The sequence below is a fragment of the Streptomyces niveiscabiei genome (assembly GCF_001419795.1).
GTDB lineage: Bacteria > Actinomycetota > Actinomycetes > Streptomycetales > Streptomycetaceae > Streptomyces > Streptomyces niveiscabiei.
In genome coordinates, this window is record NZ_LIRL01000249.1 from 1 (window position 1) to 11,984 (window position 11,984).

At 71.6% G+C, this 11,984-nt stretch carries 12 protein-coding genes; 6 read left to right on the plus strand and 6 right to left on the minus strand.

Annotation, left to right across the window (positions count from 1 at the left end; translation table 11 throughout):
* Positions 1-62: 62 nt before the first annotated feature.
* On the minus strand, positions 63-788 hold the full coding sequence (locus AOK24_RS13335; RefSeq protein ID WP_055720270.1) for a ZIP family metal transporter: 726 nt from the start codon (positions 786-788) through the stop codon (positions 63-65).
* 115 nt (positions 789-903) lie between these two features.
* Here AOK24_RS13335 and cobM point away from each other — a divergent pair, with 115 nt between their 5' ends.
* From cobM to cobC, 6 genes are read left to right on the plus strand one after another with little or no spacing between them, the layout of a single operon-like run.
* Positions 904-1,725 (plus strand): precorrin-4 C(11)-methyltransferase, encoded by an 822-nt coding sequence (gene cobM / locus AOK24_RS13340; RefSeq protein ID WP_055720271.1) that lies wholly within the window; start codon positions 904-906, stop codon positions 1,723-1,725.
* Entirely contained in the window at positions 1,722-2,957 is a 1,236-nt protein-coding gene (locus AOK24_RS13345) for a bifunctional cobalt-precorrin-7 (C(5))-methyltransferase/cobalt-precorrin-6B (C(15))-methyltransferase (protein WP_055720272.1), read from the plus strand. Before cobM ends, AOK24_RS13345 begins: the two co-directional genes overlap by 4 nt.
* Positions 2,954-4,636 (plus strand): precorrin-3B C(17)-methyltransferase, encoded by a 1,683-nt coding sequence (cobJ, locus tag AOK24_RS13350; RefSeq protein ID WP_055720273.1) that lies wholly within the window; start codon positions 2,954-2,956, stop codon positions 4,634-4,636. The genes AOK24_RS13345 and cobJ overlap by 4 nt, the downstream gene beginning before the upstream one ends.
* On the plus strand, positions 4,633-5,223 hold the full coding sequence (locus AOK24_RS13355; protein ID WP_055720274.1) for a precorrin-8X methylmutase: 591 nt from the start codon (positions 4,633-4,635) through the stop codon (positions 5,221-5,223). Before cobJ ends, AOK24_RS13355 begins: the two co-directional genes overlap by 4 nt.
* A complete protein-coding gene (locus AOK24_RS13360) occupies positions 5,220-6,149 on the plus strand; it encodes a sirohydrochlorin chelatase (RefSeq protein ID WP_055720275.1) in 930 nt (309 codons plus the stop codon). The genes AOK24_RS13355 and AOK24_RS13360 overlap by 4 nt, the downstream gene beginning before the upstream one ends.
* Positions 6,139-7,185 (plus strand): Rv2231c family histidinol phosphate aminotransferase CobC, encoded by a 1,047-nt coding sequence (gene cobC, locus AOK24_RS13365; RefSeq protein ID WP_055720276.1) that lies wholly within the window; start codon positions 6,139-6,141, stop codon positions 7,183-7,185. Before AOK24_RS13360 ends, cobC begins: the two co-directional genes overlap by 11 nt.
* A gap of 125 nt (positions 7,186-7,310) precedes the next feature.
* Here the strand turns inward: cobC and AOK24_RS13370 are convergent, their stop codons facing one another.
* From AOK24_RS13370 to AOK24_RS13390, 5 genes are all read right to left on the minus strand, one after another.
* Positions 7,311-8,213 carry an SCO1860 family LAETG-anchored protein gene (locus AOK24_RS13370; RefSeq protein WP_055720277.1) on the minus strand — a complete coding sequence of 301 codons (903 nt, stop codon included), beginning with the start codon at positions 8,211-8,213 and terminating at the stop codon, positions 7,311-7,313.
* A gap of 126 nt (positions 8,214-8,339) precedes the next feature.
* Positions 8,340-9,431 (minus strand): amidohydrolase family protein, encoded by a 1,092-nt coding sequence (locus AOK24_RS13375; protein WP_055720278.1) that lies wholly within the window; start codon positions 9,429-9,431, stop codon positions 8,340-8,342.
* A gap of 10 nt (positions 9,432-9,441) precedes the next feature.
* A complete protein-coding gene (locus AOK24_RS13380; RefSeq protein WP_055720279.1) occupies positions 9,442-10,233 on the minus strand; it encodes an amino acid ABC transporter ATP-binding protein in 792 nt (263 codons plus the stop codon).
* Positions 10,230-11,033 carry an amino acid ABC transporter permease gene (locus AOK24_RS13385; protein ID WP_055720281.1) on the minus strand — a complete coding sequence of 268 codons (804 nt, stop codon included), beginning with the start codon at positions 11,031-11,033 and terminating at the stop codon, positions 10,230-10,232. Before AOK24_RS13385 ends, AOK24_RS13380 begins: the two co-directional genes overlap by 4 nt.
* Entirely contained in the window at positions 11,030-11,881 is an 852-nt protein-coding gene (locus AOK24_RS13390) for a transporter substrate-binding domain-containing protein (RefSeq protein ID WP_055720280.1), read from the minus strand. The genes AOK24_RS13385 and AOK24_RS13390 overlap by 4 nt, the downstream gene beginning before the upstream one ends.
* Positions 11,882-11,984 lie beyond the last annotated feature (103 nt).

Below are 11,984 nucleotides of genomic sequence, written 5' to 3' on the forward strand. Positions count from 1 at the left end.
TTGTGCAAGCGGTTGCACAACGCACACCTCGCCAGCGCCAGCCCCAGCCCTGCCATCAGGTCTCACCCCGCCAGTCCCACCACCAGCCAGATGAACGCCGCCCCGGCGATCGTGCACAGGACCGTCGAGCGGGCCGGGTGGTCGTGGTGGGCCTCGGGGAGGATCTCGGCGGCGGCGAGGTAGAGGAGGGCGCCGCCGAAGAAGCCGAGATAGCCGCCGAGCAGTTGCTCCGGGATGGTGACGAACGTCGTGGAGAGGGCGCCGGCGACGGGGGCCGCCGCGTCCGCGAAGAGCATGGCCAGGGCCTTGCGGCGGGCGTTCCCGTAGAGGCTCGTGATCGTGTACGTGTTGAAGCCGTCGGCGAAGTCGTGGGCGATGACGGCGAGCGCGACGGCCGTCCCCATGCCCCCGCCGACCTGGAAGGCCGCGCCGATGGCGACGCCGTCCATGGCGCTGTGGCCGACCATCGCGGCGGCGGCCGTGAGGCCGACCTCGGGGGTGCGGCCGTTCTCCTCGGCGCCGTGCGCGGCCCGGCGCAGCGCGAGGAGGCGTTCGACCAGATGGGCCAGCAGGAACCCGGCGACGAAGAGCAGGAGGGCGGCGGGGACGCCGTACACCTCGGTGCCCGCGGCGTCGAGGGCCTCGGGGAGCAGGTCGAGGCCGACGACGCCCAGCATGAGGCCGCCCGCCAGGCCCAGCACCAGATGGCGGCGGTCGGTCACGCGCTGTGCCGTCCAGCCGCCGGCCAGCGTCATCAGGAACGCGCCGAGCGCGACGAAGACCGCCATGAGGACTTCGTATCCGATCTCCCCTTGTTCGCGCATGTCCGCAGGCCGGCGGCCCGTACGGCCGCCCGCGTGACGGCAACGCTCCAGTAACCCTTTTCTGAAAGGAATCTCCCCCATGGCCGATGCCCCCACCGGCAAGGTGACGTTCGTCGGTGCCGGCCCCGGCGCCGCCGATCTGCTGACGTTCCGCGCCGCCCGGGCGATAGCCGAGGCGGACGTGGTGATCTGGGCGGCGAGCCTGGTCCAGGCGGAGGTGCTGGACCACGCGCGCGAGGGGGCGGAGATCCTCGACTCGGCGACGATGTCGCTGGAGGACGTCGTCGCCGTGTACGAGCGCGCCTACCTGGACGGCCTGAAGGTGGCCCGTATCCACTCGGGCGACCCGGCGCTGTGGGGCGGGACGCAGGAGCAGTTCGACCGGTGCGAGGAGCTCGGCATCGAGACGGAGATCGTGCCGGGGGTGTCGTCGTTCTCGGCGGTCGCGGCGATCGCGGGGCGTGAGCTGACGATCCCGGAGGTCGCGCAGTCCGTCGTCCTGACCCGGCTCGGCGGCGGCAAGACGCCGATGCCGCCCGGCGAGGAGGTGCGGGAGTTCGCGCGGCACGGTACGACGATGGCGGTGTTCCTGTCGGCGGCGCGCAGCGGGCAGCTGGTGCGGGAGCTGCTCGAAGGGGGTTACCCGACGTCGACGCCGGTCGTGATCGCCTACCAGGCCACGTGGCCCGAGGAGTTGGTCGTGCGGTGCACGATCGAGACGCTGGAGGAGACCGTCAAGGAGCACAAGCTGTGGAAGCACACGCTGTTCCTGATCGGCCCGGCGCTCGGTGCGCGCGGCACCCGTTCGCACCTCTACCACCCCGGTCACTTCCACGGCTTCCGCAAGGCCGACCCGGAGGCGCGCAGGGCGCTGCGGCGTGAGCGGGGTGCGAGTACGTGATCACCGTCGTCGGTACGGGCACCGGGGCGCCGGTTCCCCAGGAGGCGCTGGACGGCGCGGAGTTGGTCGTCGGGGGGCGGCGGCACCTGTCGTCGGTCGTGCTTCCCGAGGGGGCGGCTTCCGTGGTTCTGGGGCCGCTCGCGCCCGCGTTCGACGTCGTCGAGGAGTACGTCGGTGAGGGGCGGCGCGTCGTCGTGCTCGCCTCGGGTGATCCGGGGTTCTTCGGGGTCGTGCGGGCGCTCGCGGAGCGGTTCGGGCCGGGGGTGCTGGACGTGCGGCCGGGGGTGTCGTCGGTGGCAACGGCCTTCGCGCGGCTGGGTGTTGTGTGGGACGACGCGGTCGTGGTGAGCGCGCACGGGCGGGACCCCCGGGTCGCCGTGAACGTGTGCCGGGCGTTTCCCAAGGTGGCCGTGTTGACCGGGCCCGGGGGCGGGCCCGCCGAGCTGGGGGCCGGACTCCTCGGGTACGAGCGGGAGTTGGTCGTCGGGACGGCGCTGGGTGATCCGGCGCTTGAGCGGGTCGAGCGGGTGACGCCCGAGGAGGCGGCTGCGCGGGACTGGGGTACGGCGGTGAGTGTCGTGCTGTGTCTCGACGCGCGGCGTTCTCGTACTCACGTGCGGTCGCTGGCCGGGGGGTTCGCCTTTCCCGACCGGTGGGCCCTGGAGGAGGGCGACTTCGCGCACCGGGACTCGATGATCACGAAGTTCGAGGTGCGGGCGCTGGCGCTGGCCCGACTCGGCCCCCGCGCCGGGGAGTTGGTGTGGGACGTGGGGTCCGGTTCGGGGTCCGTGGCGGTGGAGTGCGCGCGGTTCGGGGCTGCCGTGTCGGCCGTCGAGAAGGCGGCGGACGGGGTGGAGCGGGTGCGGGCGAACGCCGCCGCGCACGGGGTCGACGTCCAGGTGGTGCATGGGGTCGCGCCTGCCGTGCTGGATCAACTTGACGATCCTGACGCCGTGTTCGTGGGGGGTGGGGGTGGTGAGCTGCCCGCCATCGTCGCCGAGTGCGCCCGTCGGGCGCGGCGCGTGGTCGTCGTGGCGATGGCCGCGCTGGACCGGGTGCCCGCCGTGCGGGGGGCGCTGTCCGGTGCCGGGTTCTCCTGTGACGGGGTGCTGTTGCAGTCGTCGCGGCTCGCGCCGCTGCCCGGGGATGTGACGCGGCTCGCCGCCACCAATCCCGTGTTTCTGCTGTGGGGCGTGCGAACGTCCCTTTCTGACGAAGGAGTTGCTCAGTGATCGGCCTGATTTCCGCCACGTCGGCGGGGGCTGCGGCACGGGACCGGCTGGCCGTGGCCTGGCCGGACCGTACGCGGGTGTACGACGGGGCGGTGGGGGACGCCCTGCGGGCCGCGTTCGCGGAGTGCGAGCAGGTGGTGTGCTTCCTTGCGACGGGGGCGACGGTGCGGATCCTCGCGCCGCTGCTGTCGGACAAGGGGTCCGATCCCGGGGTGGTGTGTGTCGACGAGGGTGGGCGGTTCGCCGTGTCGCTGCTCGGGGGGCATGCCGGTGGGGCCAATGAACTCGCCGTGGAGGTCGGGGAGTTGCTGGGGGCGCAGCCGGTGGTGACCACGGCGACCGACTCCGTCGGGGTGGCCGGTCTCGACCTGCTCGGGTTGCCGGTCGAGGGGGATGTGGCCGGGGTGACGCGGGCTCTGCTGGACGGGGAGCCGGTCGCGCTGGAGGCGGAGGTGCCGTGGCCGTTGCCGCCGGTGCCGTTCGCCGACGGCGGTTCGCACACGGTGCGGTTGACGGACCGTGCTGTTCAACCGGCGTCCCGGGAAGTGCTGTTGCGTCCGCCGTCCCTCGTCGTCGGTGTCGGTGCCTCCAAGGGTGCGCCCGTCGACGAGGTGCTGTCGGTGATCGAGGACGCCTTGCGCGACGCGGGGCTGTCGGCGCGCAGTGTCGCTCAACTCGCCACGGTGGACGCCAAGTCGGAGGAGCCCGGCATCCTGGAGGCCGCCGCGCGGCTCGGGGTGCCCGTGGTGACGTACTCCGCCGGGGAGTTGGCCGGGGTCGAGGTGCCCAATCCCTCGGACGCGCCGCTCGCCGCCGTCGGAACGCCGTCGGTCGCGGAGGCCGCCGCGCTGGCCGGGGGTGGTGAACTCCTCGTCCCCAAGCGGAAGTCGGCGGGTTCTCCGGCGATGGCGACCTGTGCGGTCGTACGGCGTCCCGTGCGCGGCCGGCTCGCGGTCGTCGGGCTCGGGCCCGGTGCCCGGGATCTCCTCACGCCGCGCGCGAAGGCGGAGTTGCGGCGGGCGTCCGTCCTGGTCGGCCTGGATCAGTACGTCGATCAGGTCCGCGATCTGCTGCGGCCCGGAACCGTCGTGCTGGAGTCGGGACTCGGCGCCGAGGAGGAGCGTGCGCGGACCGCTGTCGCCGAGGCGCGCAAGGGGCTGGCCGTCGCGCTGATCGGCAGCGGGGACGCGGGCGTGTACGCGATGGCGTCGCCCGCGCTGGCCGAGGCGTCGGACGACATCGACGTCGTCGGCGTACCCGGGGTGACCGCCGCGCTCGCGGCCGGGGCGATCCTGGGGGCGCCTCTGGGGCACGACCACGTGTCGATCAGCCTCTCCGACCTGCACACGCCGTGGGAGGTCATCGAGCGGCGCGTACGGGCGGCGGCCGAGGCGGACTTGGTCGTGACGTTCTACAACCCCCGTTCGCGGGGCCGTGACTGGCAGTTGCCGAAGGCGCTGTCCCTGCTGTCCGAGCACCGGTCCTCCGCGACCCCCGTCGGGGTCGTGCGCAACGCCTCGCGCGTCGACGAGTCGAGCCGGGTGACCACCCTGGGTGAACTCGACCCGGCGACGGTCGACATGATGACCGTGGTGACCGTGGGCAACACGGCCACCAGGATCATCGCGGGGCGCATGGTGACGCCGCGCGGCTACCGCTGGCAGGAGGAGGCGAAGTGAATCGTGTGGTCCACCCCATCGAGCAGGAGTCCTTCCGGCGGCTGCGCGCCCGCCTGGACACCTCGCACTTCCCGCCCCTGTCGCGGGCGGTGGTGGAGCGGGTCATCCACTCCGCCGCCGATCTGGAGTACGCGACCGATCTCGTCCTGGACGAGGGCGAGTTGGCGGCAGCGCACACCGCGCTGCACGCCGGCGCGCCCGTCGTCGTGGACGTGGAGATGGTCGCGGCCGGCATCACCCGGCGGGAGACCGTCTGCCGGCTGAAGGACGCCGAGTCAGGGCCGGAGCTGACCCGTTCGGCCCACGCCGTCCGGCTGGCGTACGAGGAGGTCGGGCCGGGGGCGATCTGGGTGATCGGCTGCGCGCCGACCGCGCTGGAGGAGCTGCTGACCCTGGACGCCTCCCCCGCCCTCGTCATCGGCCTGCCCGTCGGGTTCGTCGGGGCGGCCGAGTCGAAGGCCGCGCTGCGCGAGAGCGGGCTGCCCGCCGTGTCCAACGTGTCCGAGAAGGGCGGTTCGGCGGTCGCCGCCGCCGCGCTCAACGCCCTGCTGTATCAACCGAGTTCCGTTTCCGAGGAGAATCAGTGACCACCCCGCCCGCCCTGCTCATCGCCGGCCACGGCACCCGGGACGACGCCGGAGCCGAGGCGTTCCGCGACTTCGTACGGGAGTTGGGGCGCCGCAACCCTCAACTCCCGGTGGCGGGCGGCTTCATCGAGCTGTCCCCGCCGCCGCTCGGCGACGCCGTGACCGAACTGGTGGAGCAGGGCGTACGCCGCTTCGCCGCCGTCCCGCTGATGCTGGTGTCCGCCGGGCACGCCAAGGGCGACATCCCCGCCGCGCTCGCCCGCGAGAAGGAGCGCCACCCCGGGATCTCGTACACCTACGGCCGTCCCCTGGGCCCGCACCCGGCGCTGCTCGCCGTCCTGGAGCGGCGGTTGGAGGAGGCGCTCGGCGGTTCGTCCGTCCGCACGCCCGAGGACCGTGCCGACGTCACGGTGCTGCTCGTCGGGCGCGGCTCGACCGACCCGGACGCCAACGCCGAGGTGTACAAGGCGGCCCGGCTGCTGTGGGAGGGGCGCGGGTACGCCGGTGTCGAGACCGCGTTCGTGTCGCTCGCGGCGCCGGACGTGCCGAGCGGGCTCGACCGGTGCGTGAAGCTGGGGGCGCGGCGGATCGTCGTCCTGCCCTACTTCCTGTTCACCGGCATCCTGCCGGACCGGGTCCGCCACCAGACCGAGGGGTGGGCCGCCGCGCACCCCGAGGTGGAGGTCTTCTCCGCCGATGTCATAGGCCCCGAGCCGGAGTTGCTGGATCTGGTGATGGAGCGGTACGCGGAGGCCGTCGAGGGCGACATCCGGATGAACTGCGACTCGTGCGTGTACCGGATCGCGCTGCCCGGCTTCGAGGACAAGGTGGGGGCGCCGCAGCAGCCGCACTTCCACCCCGACGACGACGGGCACCATCACCACGGCCACTCCCACGGCCACCACTCCCACTCCCATGCCCACTGACAGCCACGATCTGCGTCACCACGGCGACGCCGAGGTCCGTGACGACGGCTCCCACCTCGTCGACCTCGCCGTCAACGTCCGTGCCGGCACGCCGCCTTCGTGGCTGCGGTCGCACATCGCCGGCTCGCTGACCGGCCTGGCCGCCTATCCCGACGGCCGGGCCGCGCGGGCCGCCGTCGCGGCGCGGCACGGGCTGCCGGTGGAACGGGTGCTGCTGACCGCCGGGGCCGCGGAGGCGTTCGTGCTGCTCGCACGAGCACTGACGGTCCGTCACCCTGTTGTCGTGCACCCGCAGTTCACCGAGCCCGAGGCCGCCCTCCGCGATGCCGGGCATCGGGTGGGGCGGGTGCTGCTGCGGAGCGAGGACGGGTTCCGGCTGGATCCGTCGCTCGTTCCGGCCGACGCCGATCTGGTGGTCATCGGCAACCCGACCAATCCGACGTCCGTGCTGCATCCCGCTTCGTCGATCACCGCACTCGCCCGTCCTGGGCGGGTGTTGGTGGTCGACGAGGCGTTCATGGACGCGGTGCCGGGCGAGCGGGAAGCACTCGCCGGGCGAACCGACGTACCCGGGCTGGTGGTTCTGCGGAGCCTCACGAAGACGTGGGGGCTGGCGGGGCTGCGGATCGGGTACGTGCTGGCGGAGCCGGAGGTCGTACGGTCGCTGGAGCGGGCGCAGCCGTTGTGGCCGGTGTCGACGCCCGCGTTGGCGGCGGCGGAGGCGTGTGTGTCGGCGCGGGCGTTGGCGGAGGCGGAGGAGGCGGCGCGTTGTGTCTCTGCGGATCGGGCTCATCTGGTCGCCGGTCTGTGGGAGTTGGGCGTCCAGGTTGCCGGTCCGGCCGAAGGGCCGTTCGTGCTGATCCGGTTGCCGGAGGCGGATGCCGTGTGGGGGCGACTGCGTGAGTCAGGGTTCGCGGTGAGGCGGGGAGACACGTTCCCGGGGCTGGACAGGGAGTGGCTGAGGCTGGCGGTGAGGGACAAGGCGACGACGGAGGGATTCCTGGCGGCGCTGGAGAAGGTACTCAGCGGCCCCTGAGCGTCGTCGGGTGCATTAAAAGGGCGCCGGGCAACTCGTGCTTTTTAGGGGCGCGGGGAACTGCGCGATCAACCACGATGGCGCCGCACCCGCCAGTGTTTCCCCGCCCCCCTCCCTTCTAGGCGCTAGTTCCTACGACCCCGGCGAGCCAAGAACACCGCTCCCCCACCCACCGCGAGCAACGCAGCCGCGCCCCCGGCGATATACGGCGTACTCGAACTCCCCCCGGTCTCCGCGAGGTTCGCCTCGGAAGGCTCCCCCTTCGGCACAACAGCAGCCTCCCCCTGAGGCTCGGTCTGCTTCACAGGAGCCGCAGGCGTCTCACACGTCGACTTCACCAGCGTCAACGACCCCTGCACCTCAGCGACGTTGAGGCTCAACGGGTTGACGCTGACGGAGAGTTCGAGCGCGGTGGCCGCAGCCGTACGGGACGTGGTCTCCCGCTTGGACAGATCGAGCCGCACCTCCCCGACCCCGGGCACCTTGACCTCGGTCGTCCCCCCGGCGGACACCGTGACCTTCTTGCCCAGCACGGTCACCGCGCCCAGCAGATTCGCGTCGGCGACCGGCGCCTTCCCGGCCTCACAGACCGCCTTGGAGCTGACCGCCTCGATCTCGACGAGGGAGAGCAACGGCAGCCCGGGAACGTGAAGTTTCGCGTGGGCCAGCCGACTTGACGCCTCGGCCTTGCCCTCCTGGACATCCGCCTTCGCCTCGGCGACATCCGCACGGAGGACGCTGAACGGCTGCCCCTTGTCGACGCCGTCCAGCGTCGCGGTGAGCGCGGTCTTCTCCGCGGACGCGGGCGCCTGGACCTCGTTCAGCGAGACGGCCAGGGGGACGTGGACCGTCTTGTTGAGGAGGGAGACGTCGAGCCCGGTCCGCAGGACGACGGCGCCGGCACGACCTTGCTCGGTGGCATGCGCAGCACTCGCACCGGCCAGGGCCGCGGGACCTGCGGCCAGGGCGGTGGCCGTCGCCATCGCGGCGAAACGGCGTGCGGGCATACGGAAGTTGGTGTTGTTCACTGTGGTGGGACCCTCAGTAGAGATTGCTCGGGACCCCGAAAGAATTACGTAGTACGAGCGAACGATCAGCAAAGCAGGCTGAGTTCACACGATCGTGGGTACGTCACTCACATGTTCGACACAACGTCACCTCATGACACGGCCGTTCAGCACGACGTGTGACGGATCGGCCAGTACCCGTACGTCCGTTCGCGGGTCCTGCGCGTAGACGACGAGGTCGGCGGGGGCGCCCTCGTCGAGTCCCGGCCGGCCGAGCCACGCGCGCGCCTTCCACGTCGTCGCCGCGAGCGCCTCGACGGGCGGGATGCCGGCGGTGACGAGTTCGGCGACCTCCTCGGCGACGAGGCCGTGCGGGAGGGTGCCGCCGGCGTCGGTGCCGACGAAGACGGGGACCCCGGCGTCGTAGGCGTTGCGGACCGTGTCGTAGCGGCGTTCGTGCAGGCGGCGCAAGTGGTCCGCCCAGCGGGGGAACTTGGCCTCGCCGCCTGCCGCGAGGGTGGGGAACGTCGCGATGTTGACGAGGGTGGGGACGATGGCGACGCCGCGTTGCGCGAAGAGGGGGATGGTGTCGTCGGTGAGGCCGGTGGCGTGCTCGACGCAGTCGATGCCGGCCTCGACGAGGTCGCGCAGGGAGTCCTCGGAGAAGCAGTGCGCGGTGACGCGGGCGCCGAGGCTGTGGGCCTTGGTGATCGCGGCTTCCACCGCTTCGCGGGGCCAGGTCGGGGTGAGGTCGCCGACCTCGCGGTCGATCCAGTCGCCGACCAACTTGACCCAGCCGTCGCCTCGTTGGGCCTCGCGGGCGACGTACTCGGTGAGGTCCTCGGGTTCGATCTCGTGGGCGTAGCCGCGGATGTAGCGGCGGGTGCGGGCGATGTGGCGGCCGGCTCGGACGATCTTCGGGAGGTCGTCGCGGGTGTCGGTCCAGCGGGTGTCGGAGGGTGAACCGGCGTCGCGGATCAGGAGGGTTCCGGCGTCGCGGTCGGTGAGGGCCTGCTCTTCGGCGACGTCCTGTCCGACCGGGCCGTGGGGGCCGAGGCCGACGTGGCAGTGGGCGTCGACGAGGCCGGGGAGCGCCCACCCCTGGACGGTGCGGATGTCGCGGGCGGTGGGGGGACGGTCGTAGGAGACGCGGCCGTCGATGATCCAGAGGTCGTCGCGGATGTCGTCCGGTCCGACGAGGATCCGGCCCTTCACGTGCAGCACCGCTTGATCGTTCATGGGAGGCACATTAGTCAGCGCCTTCGTCGACTTCAGCAGCCGCCGGGTCCAGCAGGCGGGACAGGAAGTGGCGGGTGCGTTCGTGGGCCGGGGCGGCGATGACCCTGGTCGGCGGGCCTTCCTCCACCACCACCCCGCCGTCCATGAACACCACCCTGTCCGCGACTTCGCTGGCGAACGTCATCTCGTGCGTGACGACCATCATCGTCATGCCGTCGTCGGCGAGCATCCGCATCACCGCGAGGACGTCGCCGACGAGTTCGGGGTCGAGGGCCGAGGTGGGTTCGTCGAAGAGCATCACCTCGGGGCCCATCGCCAACGACCGTGCGATGGCGACGCGTTGCTGCTGGCCGCCGGAGAGGGAGGCGGGGCGGGCGTGGGCCTTGTCCTGGAGGCCGACGCGGATGAGGTTCTCGTGGGCGACGCGTTCGGCGGTCCTCCTGTCTCTCTTCAGGACGCGGCGTTGGGGGAGGGTGAGGTTCTCGGTGACGGTGAGGTGGGGGAAGAGGTTGAACTGCTGGAAGACCATGCCGATGTGGCGGCGGGCGGCGTCGATGTCGGCGTCGGGGTCGGTGAGTTCGACTCCGCGTACGACGACTTTTCCGCGCGTCGGCTGTTCGAGCAGGTTGACGCAGCGCAGGAGCGTCGACTTGCCGGAGCCCGAGGGGCCGATGACGCAGACGACCTCGCCGCGGGCGACCTCCAGGTCGATGCCGCGCAGGACCTCGTTGTCGCCGAACGTCTTGTGGAGGCCGGTGAGTTGGATCTCGGGGGCCACGAAGTGGCTGGTCGGGACGCTCACTTGGACTCCATCCGGCGGACCACGAACCCGAGCGGCACGGTCACCAGCAGGTAGCAGAGCCCGGCGACCAGGATCGGCGTCGAGTTGGCCGTCGTGCTCGCCAGGTCGCGGCCGTACTTGGAGAGTTCGCGTTCCTCCAGGGTGACGCCGAGGAGCAGCACCAGGGACGAGTCCTTGAACAGGATGATCAGTTCGTTGGTGAGCGGCGGCAGGATGATGCGGACGGCCTGCGGGATGACGACGGAGAGCATGGCGCGGGCGGGGCTGAAACCGAGTGAACGGGCCGCCTCCGTCTGCCCCTTGGGGACGGCCTGGATGCCGGCGCGGAACGTCTCCGCCATGTAGGCGGCGCCGACGAGGCCGAGGGCGAGCGCGGCCTTGCCGTACGTGCCGCCGACGATCTCGGTGCCGGGGAAGGCGAGCGGGACGGCGACGCCGATGAAGACGAAGATGAGCAGGGCGGGCAGGCCCCGGAAGATCTCGATGTAGACCCCGGCGACCCAGCGGTAGGGGCCGACGGACGACAGCCGCATCAACGCGATGACCAGGCCGAGCACCAGGCCGAGGGCGAACCCCGAGAGGGTGTACAGCACGGTGTTCTTGAGGGCCAGCGTGATGACGTCCGGGAACATCTGGCGGGCGATGCCGCCCTGCGCGAACTGGTTGCGCAGCCGGTTCCAGTCGGCGCCGAGGGCGAAGGCGAGGACGGCGGCGACGAAGACGGCGTACTGGGCGGCGCGGCTCAGCCGCTGTTTCTGGCGTCGCGTCAACTTGGCCGTCTGGACGCCCTGTTCGGTCATGACGCGGACGGCGAGGCGGCTGCGGCGTCGTACGGGCCGATCCACTTCTCGTACAGCGTCTTGTACGTGCCGTCCGAACGGGCCTTGGTGAGTGCCTTGTTGATGGCGGCGAGGAGTTTCGTGTTGCCCTTCTTGACTGTGAAGCCGTACTGCTCACCGGTGTTGAGGTTGTCGACGACCTTGAAGGCGTCCGCGTCGGCCTTGGTCTTCAACCAGCCTTGTACGACGGGGTAGTCGATGATGACGGCCTTGACCTGGCCGGTGCGCAGGCCGTTGAGGACGGCGTCGGAGGACTCGAAGGAGACCGGGTCGAAGCCCTGTTTCTTCGCGTAGTCCTCGCCGGTGGTCTGGGCCTGGGCGCCGAGCTTGGCGTTCTTGGCCTTGATGTCGGCGAGGGAGGTCAGGCCGCTGTTCCGGTCGACCAGGACGGCCTGGGTGGCGTCGAAGTAGGGGTCGGAGAAGTCGACGTTCTTCCTGCGTTCGGCGGTGATGGTCATGCCGGCGGCGGCCACGTCGCACTGTCCCGAGTTGAGGAAGGCGCCGGTCTTGAAGTTCTCGAAGGGGGTGTCGAGGATCGTCTGCCCGACGCCGAGGTCCTTGGCGACGAGGTCGATCAGGGAGACGTCGAAGCCCTGGACCTTGCCGTCGACCTCCGACTGGAACGGGGGGTAGGGCAGGTGGGTGCAGGTGGTGAGCTGCCCGGCCTTGGCGAGTTCCACGCCGCCCGCGGCCGTCCTGGAGCCGCTGCCGCCGCCGTCGCTCGACGTGCAGGCGGTGAGGGCGGCGAGGAGGAGGGCCGCGGCGGTGAGGGCCTTCAGGCGGGTACGGCGGCCGGGGAGCGGGTGCACGTGGACCTCCGTAGGGGGGTTGCCCTGGTAGTGCCTGGTGTAGCTCTGCGGTCGTAGGGACGTAGTACCGACGATCGGGGAGGGCGGGCGGTCTCTCAAATCG

Bases quoted from the DNA above. Each gene is read 5' to 3' on its own strand.
- AOK24_RS13335 (WP_055720270.1), bottom strand. From the start codon at position 788: ATGGCGGTCTTCGTCGCGCTCGGCGCGTTCCTGATGACGCTGGCCGGC.
- cobM (WP_055720271.1), top strand. From the start codon at position 904: ATGGCCGATGCCCCCACCGGCAAGGTGACGTTCGTCGGTGCCGGCCCC.
- cobC (WP_055720276.1), top strand. From the start codon at position 6,139: ATGCCCACTGACAGCCACGATCTGCGTCACCACGGCGACGCCGAGGTC.
- AOK24_RS13375 (WP_055720278.1), bottom strand. From the start codon at position 9,431: ATGAACGATCAAGCGGTGCTGCACGTGAAGGGCCGGATCCTCGTCGGA.
- AOK24_RS13385 (WP_055720281.1), bottom strand. From the start codon at position 11,033: ATGACCGAACAGGGCGTCCAGACGGCCAAGTTGACGCGACGCCAGAAA.